This is a genomic window from Pseudomonas huaxiensis (assembly GCF_003231275.1).
GTDB classification, from domain to species: domain Bacteria; phylum Pseudomonadota; class Gammaproteobacteria; order Pseudomonadales; family Pseudomonadaceae; genus Aquipseudomonas; species Aquipseudomonas huaxiensis.
In genome coordinates this window covers 48,782-67,293 of sequence record NZ_QKVL01000019.1, presented here as the reverse complement: position 1 = coordinate 67,293, position 18,512 = coordinate 48,782, and the positions used below count along the sequence as shown (strand labels likewise).

Genomic DNA, 18,512 nt, shown 5'->3' with positions numbered 1-18,512 from the left:
GTTCAAACGATGGTGAACAGAGGCTGGTCGTATTCAACCGGCTGGCCGTCTTCTACCAGAACGGCGTCAATGACACCGCCGATTTCGGCTTCGATGTGGTTCATCATTTTCATCGCTTCGACGATGCACAGGGTGTCGCCTTTCTTCACGCTCTGGCCGACTTCAACGAAGGCAGGCGAGGTTGGCGAACCTTTGCGGTAGAAGGTGCCGACCATTGGCGAGCGGATCACGGTGCCTTTCAGTGTTGGCGCGGCAGCGGCAGCTTCGGCAACCGGAGCGGCGGCAGCGGCAGCGACAGGGGCCGGAGCAGGAGCGGCGGCCATTGGAGCCGGCGCGTAGTACTGCTGGGCTGGAGTCTTGCTGTGGCGGCTGATGCGCACGGACTCTTCGCCTTCCTTGATTTCCAGCTCGTCGATGCCAGATTCTTCCAGCAGCTCGATCAGTTTCTTGACTTTACGAATATCCATTAATCATCAACTCCCAAGGTTCGGTCAGGGGCGTATGAACGTGATTCAAACGTTCTTGTAAGCCTGGCGATGGCCAGGCTCGCGTTATTCAGGATTTTGCGGCGGCGGCCAGTTGTTCCAGGGCGGATTCCAGGGCCAGTCGGTAACCGCTGGCGCCCAGACCGCAGATCACTCCCACGGCAACATCCGAAAAGTAGGAGTGGTGACGGAACGGCTCGCGCTTGTGCACGTTGGACAAGTGCACTTCGATGAATGGGATGCTCACCGCCAGCAATGCGTCACGTAATGCGACGCTGGTGTGAGTAAAAGCAGCCGGATTGATCAGGATGAAGTCCACGCCTTCATTGCGCGCGGCGTGGATCCGGTCGATCAGTTCGTATTCGGCGTTGCTTTGCAGGTATTGCAGATGATGGCCGGCGGCGCGGGCACGCTGCTCCAGGTCCTGGTTGATCTGCGCCAGGGTCACGGCACCGTAGACACCGGGTTCGCGAGTCCCGAGCAGGTTCAGGTTGGGGCCGTGCAGCACCAGTAGTGTCGCCATCTGCGCATCCTTTGATTTTTGTCGGACATGAATACAAGCGCGGCGACTATGCCGCAAAGAGCCGAGCACTGTCCAGTTAACTGCAATAGCCAGCACGATGACCGAGATTCACGCAAAATATGTGACTATTTTGTTAAGTCCGGTCATTGGTAACGGTTTTTTGCGGCCCCAGCAGTTATAGACGCAGATCGGCGCGGATGCGCTGTAAATGTTCGGCGAATTCGCCGGCGTTGGTCTCCCCGACCACCCTCGCCTCGGTTTTTTCGCTGCCGTTCGCCGCAAAGAACAATAGCGCGGGCGGGCCGAAGAGTTGATAGCGATCCAGCAGGGCGCGTTGTTCGGCGCTGCTCTGGGTGATATCGAAGCGAATCAGTCGGTATTCCTTGAGCAATGGCAGCACGTTCGGCGCATTCAGCACCTCGTGCTCGATCACCTTGCAACTGATGCACCAGTCGGCGTACCAGTCCAGCACCAGCGGCTGGCCGGCGGCTTTCGCCTCGGCCAGCACCCGGTCCAGTTCGGCGGGGCTGCTGATGGTTTGCCAGATGTCGCTCGCTGTTGGTTGCGCGGTCACGGCGTTGCCGCTGACGGGAAGCGGTCGCAGCGGATCGCTCTGGCCGCTGAGGGCGCCATACCAGCAGGCCAGGGCGTAGACCATCAGCACCAGGCCGAGCAGTTGTGCCAGGCGCTGGCGCGTGGTTTTCGGGATGAACTCGAGGGCGCCGAGGAACAGCGCCACACCCGCGGCCAGCAAGCCCACCAGCAACAGCGTGATCTGGCCGGGCAAGACACGACTGAGCAGGCCGATCGCCAGACCCAGCAACAGCACCCCGATGGCGTTTTTCACCGTGACCAGCCAAGGCCCGCTCTTCGGCAGCCAGGCCGCGCCGCCCGTCGCCACCAGCAGCAGCGGAGCGCCCATGCCCAGGCCCAGGGCGAAGAGTTTCAGCGCACCGCCGACGGCGTCGCCGCTGGCGCTGATATAGAGCAGGGCGCCGGCCAGCGGTGCGGACACGCACGGCGAGACCAGCAGGCTGGAGACCGCGCCGAGAACCGCCGCGCCCAGCAGCGAGCCGCCTTTGGTATTCCCGGCGAGACGGTCCAGACGGTTGCTCACGGCTTGCGGCAGTTTCAATTCGAACAGGCCGAACATGGCCAGGGCGAACGCCACGAAGAACAGCGAGAACGGCACCAGCACCCAGACCGACTGCAGGCGCGCCTGCAGGTTGAGGCCGGCGCCGAACAGGCCCATCAAGGCGCCGAGCAGGGCGAAGCAGGCGGCCATCGGCAGCACGTAGGCCAGCGACAGCGCGAGGCCGCGCCAGCCACCGACCTGGCCGCGCAGCACCACGCCGGAGAGGATTGGCAGCATGGGCAGCACGCAGGGGGTGAAGGTCAGGCCGACGCCGGCGAGGAAGAACAGCAGCAGGCTTTTCCAGTTGCTCTCGGTCGCGGCCGGGGCGCCCCCGGCAACCGGTGTAGCTGCGCCGACGCCGGCGATGCTCAGGCGCTCGGTTTCCGGCGGATAGCACAGGCCCTTGTCGGCGCAGCCCTGGTAGGTCACCAGCAGGGTGAACGGGCGTTTGTCGTCGGTGCGCGGCAGGTCGATATCGAGGATGCCGTGGTAGACCTCGACATCGCCGAAGAACTCATCGTGCTTGGCCTCGCCCTGCGGCAATTGGGCGCTGCCCAGAGCGATGTCGGCGGGTTCGGTGCGGAACTGGAAGCGGTGGCGGTAGAGGTAATAGCCCTCGCTGGCGACGAAGCGCAGCTTGATCCCTTGGGCGTCGCCCTGGATCAGGTTGAGCTTGAAGGCTTCGCGCACCGGCAGGAAATCGGCGCTGTTGTTCAGGGAGGAAGCACCCAGTGTGGCGCTGGGGCGGCTGTCGAACAGGCCGGTGGCCACGGCGGGCATGGCTAGAACCAGCAGCAGGAGGCAGAGCAGACGACGCATGATGGTCTCGCGGGTGCAGAGGTGGCTGCATGATAGCGGAGTCTGGGGATGGCTGTGTTGTTGAGGGCCTTGTCGCTGTGTGGGTATCTACATATCTTTCGGCAATGTGGTGGCTGGAAGGTGCCTGTCAAAAGACCGAGTAATGGCCAACAGGCGCATGCCAGGAGTTTTCCAGCGCCCTTGAGATCGAGCGCCGCCCGCGCGGCGCATCGCGAGCGAGCTCGCTCCTGCATCGGTCGCAATTACCCAATTTCCTGACTGGCGTTTCACCGATGTTCATCGCTGACGAGCCAGCGACAAGGCGTGGGAGGACCACCTACAAGCGGAATGCCCGAACCGCCGTATTCAGCTCTCCACCAAGCCTCAACAACTGCTCACCCTGATCCCGTCCTTCACCGATTCGCTGCAGATTGTCCTCACCCAGACCATGAATCCGTTCACTATGATCACGGATCTCGCTGACCGCGCCGCTCTGCTGTGCGGTGACATCGGCGATGCGCCCGGCAGTGTCAGCGATGGTCTGGATGGCAGTGACGATTTCATCCAGCGCGCCATCGGCGGCCTGGGCCTGGTTGGCGGTGGCTTCGGCGTGTTCGAGCTGGGTGCGCATGCCTTCCACCGAATCGCGCGCGGCCTGTTGCAGGCGGGTGATGAGGGTCTGGATCTCGCCCGTGGCGCCGGTGGTGCGCTGGGCCAGCGAGCGGACTTCCTCGGCCACCACGGCGAAGCCGCGGCCCATTTCGCCGGCCCGCGCTGCTTCGATCGCAGCATTGAGGGCCAGCAGGTTGGTCTGCTCTGCAATGGCGCGAATCACCGTCAGGACGCTGCCGATGGTCGCCGACTCCTGGGCCAGTTCTTCGATCATTTGCGCGTTGCCTTGCACTTCGTCCACCAGCTTGCGCAGCCCGTTCAGGCTCTGGCCGATCACGGCCTGGCCCTGTTCCACCGCATCACCGGCCTGACGGCTGGCGTCGGCGGCCTGGCTGGCGTCACCCGCGACCTGGACGATCGTGGCTTCCAGTTCACCCAGCGCATCGCGAATCTGTGCGGTATCGCCGGCCTGGCGCTCGGCACCGTCGTGCAGCGCGCTGCTCATGCCGGCCAGGGCGTGGCTGCTGCCGGCGACCTGTTCGGCGTTGTGGCGGATGGTCCCCACCAGTTCCACCAGGTAGTCGCGCAAGCGGTTCAGAGAGTCCTGAATGTCGTGCATCTCGCGGTTGCTGGGCGGCAGGGCGATCGGCTTGCTGAAATCGCCACTGGCCCAGTCCGACAGCGCCGGGTCGAGGTTGGTCAGTACCCGTGCCAGGCGCCGTTGCAGGCGGTCGATCACCAGGGCGATCAGCAGAATCAGGGCGATCATGACGCCTTGCATGATGCGCACTTCGCTCTGGATCTGCGCGTGCTGGCTGCGTACGCCGGGTTCCAGATCGGCGATGGCCTGCTGCACGGCGGCGATGCGCGATTGAGTGGTGGCTGCCAGTTCGCCGCGGCGCTGGATTTGCTCGCGGGTGCGTTGCAGTTCTGCGGGGTAGCGGCTGATCAGGCTGTTGAGCTCTCGGCGCAGGCCGACGGCGGTGTCTTCGGCCTCGCTCTTGCTCTCGCTTTCCAGGCCCATCATGGAGGCGAAATCGTCGGAGCCCGAGGCACTGGCTTCCTTGACCCCAAGCAGCGGCAGGCCATCGAGAATGCGCGCCTGTCCGGCAATCAGGTTGAGTTCCCGTTCGACTTCCTCGGCCAGTTCGCTGCGGCCGCTGCTGACCAGCTTGTCGCGGGCCAGGGACAGGCGACTCAGGTGCAGCCCGGCTTCGAACAGCGGCGTGGTATAGCGCGCCGCTTCGGTGTTCTGGCTGTTCTGGCTGTAGCGCAGCCACTGTTCCAGGTTGGCGCCCAGTTCGCGTTCGGCCTGCAACAACAGGGCCTGCGGATCCCCGGCCAGCTTGCCGGCGGCGAGCAGTTCGTTGCTGGTGAAGGTCGCCAGGCTGTCCAGGCTCGGGCGCACGCTGTGTGCCAGTTCGGCCGGCAGTTGGCCCAGTTCTTCCTGCAACTGCTGGGTGGCCTGCAGGGCCGTGGCATGTTGCAGGGCGTCGCCGCTGGCGAGGTAGGTCTGGATATTGCGCGCCACCCCGTTCTGGAACTGCTGGGACAGGCCCAGGTAACGCTCCATCAGCAGATAGGGTCGCTCCAGCGCGCGCTGCGACCACCACAAGGTAGCGCCCAGGGCGAGGCAGACCAGGACCAGTAACAGGGTGTTCAGATTGGTGAGCAGCTTGAGGCGCATGTGCGTGACTACCAACGGCTGGTGGCAAGTCACTGAACTTATTGCGTTTTTATGACGTGGTTATGACGAAGCGGGCCACTCGGTCAAAAAAAGTGGCCATTTGATTTCATGTCTCGACCCGCAGCACCCGATTGCGTCCGGCGGCCTTGGCGCGGTACAGCGCCTCGTCGGCGGCGGTGGCCATGCTCAGGGCGTCGAGTTCGTCATTCAGTTCCACCACACCGGCGCTGAAGGTGCAGAACAGGTCCTGCGGCTGGGCGGGGTAGTGGATCTCGGCGAAGCGCCGGCGGATCTCGTCGAGCACTTTGTGCGCGGAGCCGACGTCGGTGTTGGGCATGACGATGGCGAATTCTTCGCCGCCGTAGCGGCCGATGAAATCGGTCTTGCGCAGGCGTTGCTTGAGAAACAGCGCCAGGCTTTTGATCACCCGGTCGCCCATGGGGTGCCCGTGGCTGTCGTTGACCTTCTTGAAGTGGTCGATATCGAGCATGGCGAAGCTCAGCGGCACGCTCTCGCGGCGGGCGCGGAAGCTGCAGTCTTCGAGCAGTTGCAGGATGTGGGTGTGGTTGTACAGGCCGGTGAGGCTGTCACGAACCATGCGCGATTTCAGGTTGCGGGCCCGGGCGGCGCGGTTGCGTACAGTGGTGATCAGGTGGCGCGAGCGGATCGGCTTGGTCAGGAAGTCGTCGCCGCCTTCGCTCATGGCGTCGAGTTGCTTGTCCAGGTCGTCCTCGGCGGAGAGGTAGATGATCGGCACGCTGACGTAACGGTCGTTGTGGCGGATCACCTTGGCCAGCTCGGCGCCGGTGCAGGCCGGCATGTACATGTCGAGGATGATCAGGTCGGGCTGGAAATCGGCCAGCTCGGCCATGGTCTGGATCGGATCGGTGAGCGTGCGGGTGACAATGCCGGCATTGTTCAGCAGGCGCTCGGTGTGCAGGCCCTGGGCGCGGGAGTCGTCGATGATAAGGACGCGAAACGGCTCGTACTGGGCGACGCTGGTGAGCAGTTCGACTTTCTCCAGCAGGCTCGACGCTTCGAGGGTGCCGGTGAGAAATTCCTGGCCGCCGGCGCGCACTGCCGCGAGGCGGGTCGGTGTATCGGTTTCATGCAGGCTGAAAAACAGCAGCGGCACGCGCTGCTCCAGACCTTGCTGCGCCTGTTCCGCCAGCTTCAGGCCCTGACCGGGACCGCCGAAATCCACGTCCATGACGATCGCCGAGGGCAGGCGCTCGTTCATCGATGCGTTGAAGGCGTTGGCGCTGTCCAGCGCTTCCACGCCCAGGCCGAAGAACTCCAGTTGCTTGACCAGACGCTCGGCCCGGTCATGGTCCTGAAGCATGATGTAGACCGGCTTGCGCAGCGGTGGCAGCGGCGTCTGTTCAAGGCGGTCGCCCTGACGCAGGCCGGTGCGCGACAGGCGCTGCATCAGGCGGTTGAGTTCGCTGATCAGGTTGCTGCTCAGCCGCGCGCTGTTGGCTTCGACCGCATCCAGAACCTCGCCGATGGCGTCGGCCAGCAGGCTGTGTTCCGGTTGCTCGAAACGTACGGCGTAACGTTGCAGGCGCAGGTTGGCCTCGCACAGTTCGCCCAGGTCGCCGGTGGACCATTCGCTGCGTTGCAGCCGCTGCCAGATCTCGAGGATCTGCCGGGCCTGATGAATGACCCGCTGGGCAAAGTGTTGCTTTAGTCGCTCGCGATTCGGGTCTTCTGGCTCGGTCATGTCCTGACTACTTATAAAGGTGAGGCAGTTCGAGTGATGGCTCTATGCTAGCACCACTTTCTGAGCAAACGAGTGCCCTGCATCAATTTTTTGACGCCGGAGAACAATTCAGTTCCTGACCCGTGAGTCGTTTATGCGATCCTCTGCCCTTGCTTTATAGTGCTGACACTCAGGCCGCCCCGGCGCCCGCGCATTTTCCGACAATCGTCGATGCGTCGGCACCAATGCCCGGAGGTTGCGGTCGAACCCTGGAAATGCCCCTGACCGATAAGGACAACGCCATGCTTGACTGGAAAAACCGTACGGGCAGCGCCGAAGCGCGCGAGGAGCGCAGCGCTGGTCGTTCCACGCCGAAAGACAGCTATTTCCGCGGCTTGCTCAGCCGTTCGCTGGCGGTGGTGATCGGCCTGTACCTGTTGGTGACGGTAGGCCTGGGCTGGTACTGGAGCGAGGAGCCGGCGCTGTTCCCCGTGCAGCAGAACGCTCAGATCGCCGCCGAGCAGAGCGGCCAGCAGATGGTGATCGGCTACACCACCATCGAAACCCTCAAGACCGTCGCCGGCACCCTGCTGAACAAGCCGGGCGGCTACATCTCCAACGACCGTTTCCCTCCGGGACTGTGGATGGACAACATGCCGAGCTGGGAATACGGCGTGCTGGTCCAGGTCCGCGATCTGTCCCGCGCCCTGCGCAAGGACTTCGCCCGCTCGCAGTCGCAATCGACCGAAGACGCCGATCTGGCCAAGGCCGAGCCGCGCTTCAACTTCGACAACAAGAGCTGGATCCTGCCGTCGAGCGAGTCCGAGTTCGAAGAAGGCATCAAGTCCCTGAGCCGCTATCAGGCTCGTCTGGCCGCCGCCGACAAGGGTGCGATTTTCTATACCCGCGCCGACAACCTGAACAACTGGCTGGGCGATGTCGCCACCCGTCTGGGCTCGTTGTCCCAGCGCCTGTCGGCCAGCGTTGGCCGGGTCAAGCTCAACAGCACCCTGAAAACCGAGGCGGTGGTCGCGGGTCAGGCACCACAGCTGGATGAAGAACTGGTTGAAACCCCGTGGATGCAAATCGACAACGTGTTCTACGAGGCCCGCGGTCAGGCCTGGGCGCTGTCGCACCTGCTGCGTGCCATCGAGGTGGACTTCGCCGACGTGCTGGCGAAGAAGAACGCCACCGTCAGCGTGCGGCAGATCATCCGTGAGCTGGAAGCTTCGCAGGAAGCGCTGTGGAGCCCGATGGTGCTCAACGGCAGCGGCTTCGGCATGTGGGCCAACCACTCGCTGGTCATGGCCAACTACATTTCCCGGGCCAACGCCGCAGTCATCGACCTGCGCCAGTTGCTGTCCCAGGGCTGATGAGCATCAGCGAAGCGGAGGCGGCGCATCGGGCCGCCTCGGACCTGGAGCGGGTCGCCTGGGTCGACGAGGACGACAACCTGCTCGGCGAGCTACCGCGCGCCGAGTTGCGTGAGCGCGGCCTCATTGGCCGTTGCACCTTCATCCTGCTGTTCAATGGCGCCGGCCAGTTGTGCGTTCATAAACGTACGCTGAGCAAGGCCATTTACCCCGGCTACTGGGATGTGGCCGCGGGCGGCATGGTCGCGGCGGGCGAAGCGTACGCCGACTCGGCGGCGCGGGAGCTGGCGGAAGAGCTGGGGGTGAGTGGCGTAGAACTGCGCGCCCACGACCACTTTTTCTTCGACCAGCCCGGCAACCGGCTCTGGTGTTCGGTGTTCTCGGCCGTCTGGGACGGGCCTTTGCAACTGCAGCCGGAAGAGGTCAGCGAAGCCCGTTTCGCCAATCTCGAAGTGATCCGCGAAGAGTCCCGTCACCTGCCGTATTGTCCCGATTCCCTGGCTGCTCTGAACCGGGTTTTCGACCGTCAAGCCTGACGTCGCGAAAATCGCCCAAAATGGCGCAGTTCTGTACTTAGCAACCGGCGCATTTGCCGTTACACTGCGCGGCCTTTTTCACCCTGCCGCGACCCGTTCATGGCAGGTGCGCTGCCCCTGCCAGAGTGGGGCTTCGCGGTCGATGTCCTGCCAGGGACAGCGACCAGTTTTTGTCCTCAACACAGAGGATCAAAAGTGGCCAAGAAAGCCTCATCACTTTCCGCCCTCGGCGGCCTGGTGTTCTCCACTGATGCAGGTCGGCACTGTCCGGACTGCAGCAAACCCATCGATGCCTGCATCTGCAAGCAGACGGTCATCCCCGAAGGTGATGGCATCGCCCGTGTGCGCCGCGAGAGCAAAGGTCGCGGCGGCAAGACGGTGACCACCATCAGCGGCGTCCCGCTGCCTGCAGAACAGCTCAAAGACCTCGCCACCACGCTGAAACGGCGTTGTGGCACGGGCGGCGCGTTGAAAGACGGCGTCATCGAAATCCAGGGCGACCATGTCGAGTTGCTGCTGGCCGAGCTGATCAAGCAGGGTTTCAAAGCGAAAAAGTCCGGCGGCTGATCGCCTGCCTCGTTCTTGCGTGTTCGCTGCTTGTGCAGAGCGGGCGCAGGGCCGGGGCACCCGGGACTTTTCGTCCAGCGTCTAAACTCGTTGCCTTGTGAGGGGTCTATGCCTGAACAGGGAAAATCGTCATTTTCATTTTTTACACTGCGCCATCCCGCTTGGCCGGTGTTACCTGACTTTCTTGAATAGGGGACTTCGATGTCCGTACGACGCACACGCAAAGACGATGGCAGCCAATGGACCGTGGCCGATAGCCGCAGTGTTTATGGGATTCGCCATTGGGGCGCGGGATATTTCGCGATCAATGAAGCGGGGCGTGTCGAAGTTCGCCCCAATGGCCCGGGTAGTGCACCGATCGACCTGTTCGAACAGGTCGACGAGCTGCGCAAGAGCGGCCTGTCGCTGCCACTGCTGGTGCGCTTCCCCGACATCCTGCAAGACCGCGTTCGCCAACTGACCGGCGCCTTCGACGCCAACATCGCGCGCCTGGAATACCAGAGCGAGTACACCGCGCTGTACCCGATCAAGGTCAACCAGCAGGAAGCGGTGATCGAGAACATCATCGCCACCCAGAATGTTTCCATCGGCCTGGAAGCCGGCTCCAAGCCGGAGTTGCTGGCGGTGCTGGCGCTGGCGCCCAAGGGCGGCACCATCGTCTGCAACGGCTACAAGGACCGCGAGTTCATTCGTCTGGCGCTGATGGGCCAGAAGCTCGGCCATAACGTCTTCATCGTCATCGAGAAAGAGTCGGAAGTGGGTCTGGTGATCGAGGAAGCCGCCGAGCTCAAGGTCAAACCGCAGGTCGGTCTGCGCGTGCGCCTGTCGTCGCTGGCGTCGAGCAAATGGGCTGACACCGGTGGCGAGAAATCCAAGTTCGGCCTGTCTGCGGCGCAACTGATCTCCGTGGTCCAGCGCTTCCGTGATGCCGGGCTCGACCAGGGCATCCGCCTGCTGCACTTCCACATGGGGTCGCAGATCGCCAACCTGGCGGACTACCAGCACGGTTTCAAGGAAGCCATCCGTTACTACGGCGAACTGCGCGCGCTGGGCCTGCCGGTCGATCACATTGACGTCGGCGGTGGCCTGGGTGTGGACTACGACGGTACCCACTCGCGCAACGCCAGTTCGATCAACTACGACATGGACGACTACGCCGGTGTCGTGGTCGGCATGCTCAAGGAATTCTGCGACGCCCAAGGGCTGCCGCATCCGCACATCTTCTCGGAAAGCGGTCGCTCGCTGACTGCGCACCACGCCATGCTGGTGGTGCAGGTGACCGACGTCGAGCGCCACAATGACGACGTGCCGGAAATCGAGAACAAGGAAAGCCTGCCGGAAACCGTGCAATGGCTGGTAGACCTGCTCGGCCCAACCGATATCGAGATGGTCACCGAAACCTACTGGCGCGCCACCCACTACATGAGCGACGTGGCTGCGCAGTACGCCGACGGCAAGATCACCCTGGCCGAGAAAGCCCTGGCAGAGCAGTGCTACTTCGCCGTCTGCCGACGCCTGCACAACTCGCTCAAGGCGCGTCAGCGCTCGCACCGCCAGGTGCTCGACGAACTCAACGACAAGCTCGCCGACAAGTACATCTGCAACTTCTCGGTATTCCAGAGCCTGCCGGACACCTGGGCCATCGGCCAGGTCCTGCCGATCCTGCCGCTGCATCGCCTGGATGAAGAGCCGCTGCGTCGTGCAGTGCTGCAGGACCTGACCTGCGACTCCGACGGCAAGATCAACCAGTACGTCGATGAGCAGAGCATCGAGACCAGCCTGCCAGTGCATGCGGTCAAAGAGGGTGAGGACTACCTGCTGGGGATCTTCCTGGTCGGCGCCTACCAGGAAATTCTCGGCGACATGCACAACCTGTTCGGCGACACCGACTCGGTGAACATCTACCAGAACCCGAACGGCAGCGTGTACCACGCCGGTATCGAAACCCACGACACCATCGAAGACATGCTGCGCTACGTACACTTGTCTCCGGAAGAGCTGATGACCCACTACCGCGACAAGGTCGCCAGTGCGCGCATAACGGCCCGCGAGCGGACCCAGTTCCTCGACGCACTGCGCTTGGGGCTGACGCGGTCTTCGTACTTGTCGTCGTAATAGCGCTGAACTGAAAAGGCCCGCCCTTGGGATTCCGGGGGCGGGCCTTTTTTTGTGCAGAAATCTTGTCAGCGGTTTTTCGGCGCGCGCACCGCGAGCAACCACTGTGGGAGCCGGCTTGCCGGCGATGCGCCGCGCGGGCGGCGCTCGATCTTGAGGGCGCGACAAAGTCTTCCAGCATGCGCCTGACTACCGCGAAAACCACCCATCCCTCCGCTGCAACCACCACCCCATCAACCCCAGCGTCACCCCGCGCAAGGCCATGAACAACAGAAACGCCAGCCACAACCCATGATTCCCCAGGTCGCTGGCGAACCAGGCGAAGGGCAGGGCGATGACGACGCTGAGCAGCATGGCGTCGCGCATCTCGCGGGCGCGGGTGGCGCCGATGAACAGGCCATCGAGCAGGTAGCTCCAGACGGCGATCAACGGCAGCAGCGCCAGGTACGGCAGGTATTCGAACGCGGTTTCACGCACGCTCGGGATGTCGGTCTGCATCTGGATGAACAGGTGCCCGCCGAGCAGGAACAGGACGGCAAACCCCACGCTGGCGATCAATGACCAGCCACCGGCGATCACCAGTGAACGGCGTAACGCCGGACGGTCGTGGGCACCGATGGCGTGACCGCACAGGGCTTCGACGGCGTGGGCCAGACCGTCCAGTGCGTAGGCCGTCAGCAGCAGACCATTGAGCAGCAGGGCGTTGGCGGCCACGGTCGCTTCGCCCATGCGCGCGCCTTGCACGGTGATGAGGAAGAACACCCCTTGCAGCGCCAGGCTGCGGATGAAAATGTCGCGATTGACGCTGAGCATCGGTCGCCAGCTCTGCCAGCGTGCGAGTAGTGGCCAGATGACCTGGCCGGGAAACGCGCGTAACGAGGGTCGGGTCAGTGCCAGCCCGATCAACGCCGCGGCCCATTCGGCGATCACCGAGGCCCGCGCCGATCCGGCCACACCCCAGTCCAGCCCGAGGACGAACCACAGGTTGAGAACGATGTTCAGCAGGTTGGTGGTCAGCAGGATGATCAGCGGCGCACGGGCGTTCTGCGTGCCGAGGAACCAGCCCACCAGAGCGAAGCTGGCCAGCGCTGCGGGCAAGCCCAGCAGGCGGATCTGGAAAAATTGCAGAGTGCCTTGTTCCAGCTCCGCTCCGGGCTGCATCAGGCCCACGGCGAGATGACTCAACGGGATGGCCAGCAGACCGAGCAACAGGGCGAAAAACAGTGCCAGCAACAGCCCCTGAACCAGCACCTGGCGCAGCGCGGCGCCGTCGGATCGGCCGGCGGCCTGGGCGGCGAAACCGGTCGAGCCCATGCGCAGAAAGCCCAGCACCGACACCAGCAGGGTGTACAGACTGGCGCCCACCGCCACAGAGCCGAGCTGGTGGGCGTGAGGCAGGTGGCCGATCACCGTGCTGTCGACCAGGGCCACCAATGGCACCGAAATGTTGGACAGGATCATCGGCGCAGCCAGGGCCCAGACCTTGTGGTGGGTGGGTCGGTGGTGCCAGTCGGCGAAGAATGAGGGCATGAAAAGTCCTTGATGTGGCTGAGGCGCAGTCCTCGTTGTGAGCAGGTTCGCTCCTACAGAAGGGCAGCACAGCAGCCTGGAACGGCACATTCTACCCAGCTCGCCGCACTTTGCCGGGTGAACCCTGTCTCATCCCGCAGGCATTAGCCGGTGAAGCCGGCAGCCTTGATATATAGTTTCCCGTCTGATCCTGCTGCCAAAGAGTTATCCCCATGCTCAACAAAGGACTGTGGCTGGCCTGCGCGCTGGCGCTGCTCAGCGCCTGTGATTCGTCATCCGTCGATAAACCCGCGCCCGCCGAGAAGGCCGCCGCAACCGCACCTGCGGCTACACCGACGACTGTCGATGTCGCCGCGCTGGCCCAGCGCTACGCCGGCCGTCAGTTGAACGTGGTGGACGTCTCGGAAGTGCAGCTCGATGGCGCCAGTGCGCTGTCGGTGACATTCTCCGCGCCGCTGGACGCCGACCAGCCGTTCGCCGAGCGCCTGCACCTGGTGGACACGGTCAAGGGCAAGGTCGATGGCGCCTGGGAGCTGTCCAACAGCCGCATGGAGTTGCGCCTGCGTCACCTGGAACCGCAGCGCAAGCTGGTGCTGACCATCGATGCCGGTCTGCTCAGCGTCAACGGCCAGCGCCTGGCCGGTGAATTCGTCAGCCGCCTGGAAACCCGCGACATGGAGCCGAGCATCGGTTTCGCCAGTCGCGGTTCGTTGCTGCCGACCCGCCTGGCCGAGGGCCTGCCGGTGATCGCCCTGAACGTCGCCAAGGTCGATGTCGAATTCTTCCGCATCAAGTCCGAGTCCCTGCCGACCTTCCTCGGTTCGTGGGGCCGCAACAGCGCGTTGCAGAGCTACGAGGCCAATGAGCTGCTGCCCATGGCCGATCTGGTCTACGCCGGTCGCTTCGACCTGAACCCGGCAGCCAACACCCGCGAAACCCTGCTGGTGCCCATGGCCGGGATCAAGCCATTGCAGGAAGCCGGGGTCTACCTGGCGGTGATGCGTGCCTCCGGCACCTACAACTATTCGCAGCCGGCTACCCTGTTCACCCTCAGCGATATTGGCCTGTCGGTGCACCGCTACAGCAATCGCCTCGATGTCTTCACCCAGGCGCTGGAAGGTGGCAAGGCCCTGAGTGGTGTCGAGCTGGACCTGCTCGACAACGAAGGCAAACTGCTCGGCCAGGGCAAGACCGACAGCAGCGGTCACTCGCAACTGCCGCTGCCACCCAAGGCCGACGTGCTGCTGGCGCGCCAGGGCGAACACACCACGCTGCTGCGCTTGAACAGCGCCGCGCTGGATCTTTCCGAATTCACCGTCACCGGCCCGCAGGCCAATCCGTTGCAGTTCTTCGTCTTCGGCCCGCGCGACCTTTATCGTCCCGGCGAAACCGTGCTGCTCAATGGTCTGCTGCGCGACCAGGACGGCAAGCCGGTCAACCCCCAGCCAATCAACGTGGAAGTGCGTCGGCCGGATGAGCAGGTCAGCCGCAAGTTTGTCTGGGAAGCCGATGCCAACGGTTTCTATCAGTACCCACTGCAACTGGCGGGCGAAGCGCCGACCGGGCGTTGGCAGTTGCTGTTCGACCTCGGCGGCGGCAAGCGTCAGGTTCACGAATTCCTCGTCGAAGACTTCCTGCCCGAGCGCCTTGCGCTGGAACTCAAGGGCAGCGATGCACCGCTAAGTCCCGACGAAACCGCCGAAGTCAGCGTCAACGGCCGCTACCTGTATGGCGCCCCGGCGGCGGGTAACCGGCTCAGTGGTCAGGTCTATGTGCGGCCACTGCGCGAAGCGGTACCGGCATTGCCCGGCTATCAGTTCGGTTCGGTCACCGAAGGCGAGTTGAACCACGACCTGGAGCTGGAAGAAAGCACTCTCGATGCCAATGGCGAGGCGACGATCAGCATCGCCAGCGAATGGGCAGAGGCCCGCTCGCCGCTGCAACTGACGGTGCAGGCCAGCCTGCAAGAGTCCGGTGGTCGGCCGATCACTCGGCGCCTGGAACAGCCGATCTGGCCGGCGGAGCGTTTGCCGGGCCTGCGCGGTTTGTTCGACGGCGAGGAAACCGATGGCGATGCGCCGGTGGAAATCGAACTGCTGATGGCAGACCGCGACGGCAACAAGCTGGCCGCGGAGAACCTGCGTGTGCGTCTGGTGCGTGAGCGCCGCGACTACTACTGGAACTATTCGCAGAGCGACGGCTGGAGCTACAACTTCAACGAGAAACAGCTCACGGAAAGCGAGCAGAACATCAACGTTCCCGCCGGCAGTACCACCAAGCTCAGTTTCCCGGTGGAGTGGGGCCCGTACCGTGTTGAAGTGGAAGACCCGGATACCGGCATCACCAGCAGCTTGCGCTTCTGGGCCGGCTACCGCGCCCAGGACAACGCCGACGGCGGCGCAGTGCGCCCTGACCAGGTACGCCTGGCGCTCGACAAGCCGGCCTATAACGATGGCGACACCGCGACCGTGACGGTCACCCCGCCCGCCGCCGGCAAGGGCTACTTGATGGTGGAAGGCAATGACGGCCCGCTGTGGTGGCAGGAGATCGATGTCCCCGCCGAGGGCAAGGCCTTCGAGGTGAAGCTGGACCCGAAATGGGCGCGGCATGACCTCTATGTCAGCGCACTGGTGATTCGCCCGGGCGAACGTAAGGCCAACGTCACACCGAAGCGCGCCGTGGGCGTGCTGCACCTGCCGCTGGACCGCGCCCAGCGCAAGCTGGCGCTGACCCTCGACGCACCCGCGAAGATGCGGCCCAAGCACCCGCTGACCGTCAACATCGAAGCGCGCAATGCCGATGGCAGCGTACCGAAGCAGGTCCAGGTGCTGCTGGCGGCAGTGGACGTCGGCATTCTCAATATCACCAGCTACGTCACTCCTGATCCGTTTACCGGCATGTTCGGTCGCAAGGCCTACGGCGCTGACCAACTGGATATCTACGGGCAATTGATCGAAGCCGGCCAGGGTCGTCTCGCCAGCCTCGCCTTCGGTGGTGACGCCGGCATGGCCAAGGGCGGCAAGCGTCCGGACACCAGCGTGACCATCGTCGCCCTGCAAAGCGCACCGGTTACGCTCGACGCGCAGGGCAAAGGCCAGGCGACCGTGGAGATTCCCGATTTCAACGGTGAACTGCGTCTGATGGCCCAGGCCTGGAGCGAAGACCACTTCGGCGTGGCCGAGGGCAAGACCGTGGTCGCCGCGCCGCTGATCGCCGAACTGTCGGCGCCGCGCTTCCTTGCCGGTGGCGACCGCACCAGCCTGGCGCTGGACCTGTCCAACCTCACCGAACAACCACAGACCCTCGCGGTGGCCCTGGCCACCGAAGGCCAGTTGGACCTGCTGGGCTCGTCCCATCAGACGCTCAAGCTCAAGCCCGGCCAGCGCGTCACGCTGCAGGTGCCGGTGCAGGCCAAGGGTGGCTTCGGCCAGGGCCGCGTCACCGTGCGCGTTGATGGCCTGGTGCTGCCGGGCGAGACCGATACCGGCTTCTCCCGTGACTGGACCCTCGGCGTGCGCCCGGCCTATCCGGCGCAACTCAAGCATTACCGCGTGGCGCTCAAGGGCGAGCCGTGGAGCTTGCCGGAGCAGGACCTGGCGCTGTTCGAGCCGGCAGGACTGGAAGCGACCCTGGCGTTGTCGAGCCGGCCGCCGCTGAACCTCGCCGAACAGATCCGTGCGTTGAAAGCCTATCCCTATGGTTGCCTGGAGCAGACCACCAGCGGCTTGTACCCATCGCTCTACGCCGATGCCGCCACCCTCAAGCGCCTCGGTCTGACCGGCGAGCCGGCTGCGGACCGCCAGCGCAAGATCGAGATGGGCATCGAGCACCTGCTGGGCATGCAGCGTTACAACGGCAGCTTTGGCCTGTGGAGTTCCGACGGTGACGAAGAGTACTGGCTGACGGCATATGTCACCGACTTCCTGCTGCGCGCCCGTGACCAGGGCTTTGCTGTTCCGCCCGAGGCCTTGAAGAAGGCCAGCGAGCGGCTGCTGCGTTATGTGCAGGAGCGCAATCTGATCGAGGTCAACTACAGCGAGAACGCCGAGCACAGCCGCTTTGCCGTGCAGGCTTACGCCGCGCTGGTGTTGTCCCGTAGCCAGCAGGCGCCGTTGGGTGCCCTGCGCAGTCTGTTCGAGCGTCGCGCCGATGCCCGTTCCGGCTTGCCACTGGTGCAACTGGCGATCGCCCTCGACACCATGGGTGACAAGCCCCGTGGCGAACAGGCGTTGCAGGCCGGGCTGGCGGTCACCCGCGGCAACGCGTGGATGGCCGATTACGGCAGCCCGTTGCGGGACCAGGCGCTGATCCTCGCCTTGCTCGACGAGTACAAGCTCGCCAGCAAGGTGATTCCGGATCGCCTGTTCCAGCTCTCCGATCAACTGGCTGCCAGCCCGTGGCTGTCTACCCAGGAGCGTAATGCCCTGTTCCTCGCCGGGCGTGGCCTGGCGCAACAACCCGAGGGACAGTGGAAAGCGCAACTGGACAGCGCCGGCGAAACCCGCGAGCTGAGTCCGGCGCAATCTGGCCTGCACCTCGAGGGCGCGTTACTGGCTTCGCCGCTGACCGTGCACAACGAGGGCGAGCAGACGCTGTACCAGCGCCTGACCTTGTCCGGCTATCCGCGCCAGGCACCAGCAGCCAGTGGCAACAATATGAGCATCCGTCGTGAGTACCTGGGCATGAACGGCCAGGCGCTGGATCTGCGCTCGCTGGAAAGCGGCGACCTGGTGCTGGTGCACCTGGCGATTCAGGCCAAGGCCCGGGTGCCGGACGCGCTGGTGGTGGATCTGCTGCCGGCGGGACTGGAACTGGAAAACCAGAACCTCGCGCAAAGCGCCGCCAGCCTGGAAAACGCCAGCAGTGCGGTCAAGCAATGGCGCGAGGCGATGGAGAACGCCAACGTGGTTCATCAGGAGTTCCGCGATGACCGCTACGTGGCGGCGTTGAACCTCGATGGTTATGGCACCACCCACCTGCTGTACCTGGCGCGTGCGGTAACCCCGGGCAGCTACCGGATTCCGCCGCCGCAGGTGGAGTCGATGTACCGGCCGGACTGGCAGGCTGTGGGCGATGGCGCTGGAGAGATGGTCATCAAGGGCCGTTGAAATCAATGGGGGCCGCAATCGCGGCCCCCACTGTTCAATGCACCACCCAACTCAACACCCACAGCCCCAACAATGCCCAGATGATCCCGGCAATCACCGATGCCCGCATGAACGCTCTGACCGCTGAATACAACAGCAGCAACCCGATGATCAGAATCAGGATGCTGATGATCGAAGTGTCCATGCCTAAAGTGCTTGCCAGGCCGTCGATGAACTTCGTGCCGGCGTTGGCCAGCAGTGCAAACAGCCCGCTGAGGGCGTCCACCACAAAGCGGATGACGGCGCCTATCGCTTGTCCCAGCCACTCGAAAAAACCTTCTACATGCATGGTTGTGTCCTGA

General features: G+C 63.9%; 12 protein-coding genes. 5 read left to right on the top strand and 7 right to left on the bottom strand.

All coding sequences use genetic code 11. From position 1 onward, the window contains the following. Positions 1 to 2: 2 nt before the first annotated feature. The 5 genes from accB to DM374_RS19495 form a co-directional block, all read right to left on the bottom strand. Positions 3 to 467: an acetyl-CoA carboxylase biotin carboxyl carrier protein gene (gene accB, locus DM374_RS19515; RefSeq protein ID WP_110971366.1), complete on the bottom strand. Its 465-nt coding sequence runs from the start codon at positions 465 to 467 to the stop codon at positions 3 to 5. Positions 468 to 555: 88 nt separating this feature from the next. Continuing rightward, positions 556 to 1,008, bottom strand: a complete 453-nt coding sequence (aroQ, locus tag DM374_RS19510) for a type II 3-dehydroquinate dehydratase (protein WP_095156039.1) — start codon at positions 1,006 to 1,008, stop codon at positions 556 to 558. 175 nt (positions 1,009 to 1,183) lie between these two features. Beyond that, on the bottom strand, positions 1,184 to 2,962 hold the full coding sequence (locus DM374_RS19505; protein ID WP_110971365.1) for a protein-disulfide reductase DsbD: 1,779 nt from the start codon (positions 2,960 to 2,962) through the stop codon (positions 1,184 to 1,186). Positions 2,963 to 3,278: 316 nt separating this feature from the next. Then, complete coding sequence (locus DM374_RS34390; RefSeq protein WP_404821347.1) at positions 3,279 to 4,058, bottom strand: methyl-accepting chemotaxis protein; 780 nt, start codon at positions 4,056 to 4,058, stop codon at positions 3,279 to 3,281. 1,288 nt (positions 4,059 to 5,346) lie between these two features. Further along, positions 5,347 to 6,963: a diguanylate cyclase gene (locus tag DM374_RS19495; RefSeq protein ID WP_110971363.1), complete on the bottom strand. Its 1,617-nt coding sequence runs from the start codon at positions 6,961 to 6,963 to the stop codon at positions 5,347 to 5,349. Between the two features lie 281 nt (positions 6,964 to 7,244). Here DM374_RS19495 and DM374_RS19490 point away from each other — a divergent pair, with 281 nt between their 5' ends. From DM374_RS19490 to speA, 4 genes are all read left to right on the top strand, one after another. Beyond that, positions 7,245 to 8,315 carry a DUF2333 family protein gene (locus DM374_RS19490; protein WP_095156119.1) on the top strand — a complete coding sequence of 357 codons (1,071 nt, stop codon included), beginning with the start codon at positions 7,245 to 7,247 and terminating at the stop codon, positions 8,313 to 8,315. After that, entirely contained in the window at positions 8,315 to 8,851 is a 537-nt protein-coding gene (locus DM374_RS19485; RefSeq protein ID WP_110971362.1) for an NUDIX hydrolase, read from the top strand. Before DM374_RS19490 ends, DM374_RS19485 begins: the two co-directional genes overlap by 1 nt. Before the next feature lie 195 nt (positions 8,852 to 9,046). Next, positions 9,047 to 9,418: a translation initiation factor Sui1 gene (locus DM374_RS19480; protein ID WP_110971361.1), complete on the top strand. Its 372-nt coding sequence runs from the start codon at positions 9,047 to 9,049 to the stop codon at positions 9,416 to 9,418. Between the two features lie 201 nt (positions 9,419 to 9,619). Next, positions 9,620 to 11,533, top strand: a complete 1,914-nt coding sequence (gene speA / locus DM374_RS19475) for an arginine decarboxylase (RefSeq protein WP_110971360.1) — start codon at positions 9,620 to 9,622, stop codon at positions 11,531 to 11,533. Positions 11,534 to 11,722: 189 nt separating this feature from the next. On the opposite strand, the gene DM374_RS19470 is transcribed toward speA, so the two are convergent. Next, positions 11,723 to 13,063: an MATE family efflux transporter gene (locus DM374_RS19470; protein WP_110971359.1), complete on the bottom strand. Its 1,341-nt coding sequence runs from the start codon at positions 13,061 to 13,063 to the stop codon at positions 11,723 to 11,725. 212 nt (positions 13,064 to 13,275) lie between these two features. On the opposite strand from DM374_RS19470, the gene DM374_RS19465 reads away from it, so the two are divergent. Further along, positions 13,276 to 18,171, top strand: a complete 4,896-nt coding sequence (locus tag DM374_RS19465; protein ID WP_110971358.1) for an alpha-2-macroglobulin family protein — start codon at positions 13,276 to 13,278, stop codon at positions 18,169 to 18,171. 34 nt (positions 18,172 to 18,205) lie between these two features. Here the strand turns inward: DM374_RS19465 and DM374_RS19460 are convergent, their stop codons facing one another. Then, complete coding sequence (locus DM374_RS19460) at positions 18,206 to 18,499, bottom strand: hypothetical protein (RefSeq protein WP_110971357.1); 294 nt, start codon at positions 18,497 to 18,499, stop codon at positions 18,206 to 18,208. Between the last annotated feature and the right edge of the window lie 13 nt (positions 18,500 to 18,512).

Excerpts from the sequence above, each read along its gene's own strand:
- accB (WP_110971366.1), bottom strand. The coding sequence starts at position 467 with ATGGATATTCGTAAAGTCAAGAAACTGATCGAGCTGCTGGAAGAATCT.
- aroQ (WP_095156039.1), bottom strand. The coding sequence starts at position 1,008 with ATGGCGACACTACTGGTGCTGCACGGCCCCAACCTGAACCTGCTCGGG.
- DM374_RS19505 (WP_110971365.1), bottom strand. The coding sequence starts at position 2,962 with ATGCGTCGTCTGCTCTGCCTCCTGCTGCTGGTTCTAGCCATGCCCGCC.
- DM374_RS34390 (WP_404821347.1), bottom strand. The coding sequence starts at position 4,058 with ATGAGCAGCGCGCTGCACGACGGTGCCGAGCGCCAGGCCGGCGATACC.
- DM374_RS19495 (WP_110971363.1), bottom strand. The coding sequence starts at position 6,963 with ATGACCGAGCCAGAAGACCCGAATCGCGAGCGACTAAAGCAACACTTT.
- DM374_RS19490 (WP_095156119.1), top strand. The coding sequence starts at position 7,245 with ATGCTTGACTGGAAAAACCGTACGGGCAGCGCCGAAGCGCGCGAGGAG.
- DM374_RS19485 (WP_110971362.1), top strand. The coding sequence starts at position 8,315 with ATGAGCATCAGCGAAGCGGAGGCGGCGCATCGGGCCGCCTCGGACCTG.
- speA (WP_110971360.1), top strand. The coding sequence starts at position 9,620 with ATGTCCGTACGACGCACACGCAAAGACGATGGCAGCCAATGGACCGTG.
- DM374_RS19470 (WP_110971359.1), bottom strand. The coding sequence starts at position 13,063 with ATGCCCTCATTCTTCGCCGACTGGCACCACCGACCCACCCACCACAAG.
- DM374_RS19465 (WP_110971358.1), top strand. The coding sequence starts at position 13,276 with ATGCTCAACAAAGGACTGTGGCTGGCCTGCGCGCTGGCGCTGCTCAGC.
- DM374_RS19460 (WP_110971357.1), bottom strand. The coding sequence starts at position 18,499 with ATGCATGTAGAAGGTTTTTTCGAGTGGCTGGGACAAGCGATAGGCGCC.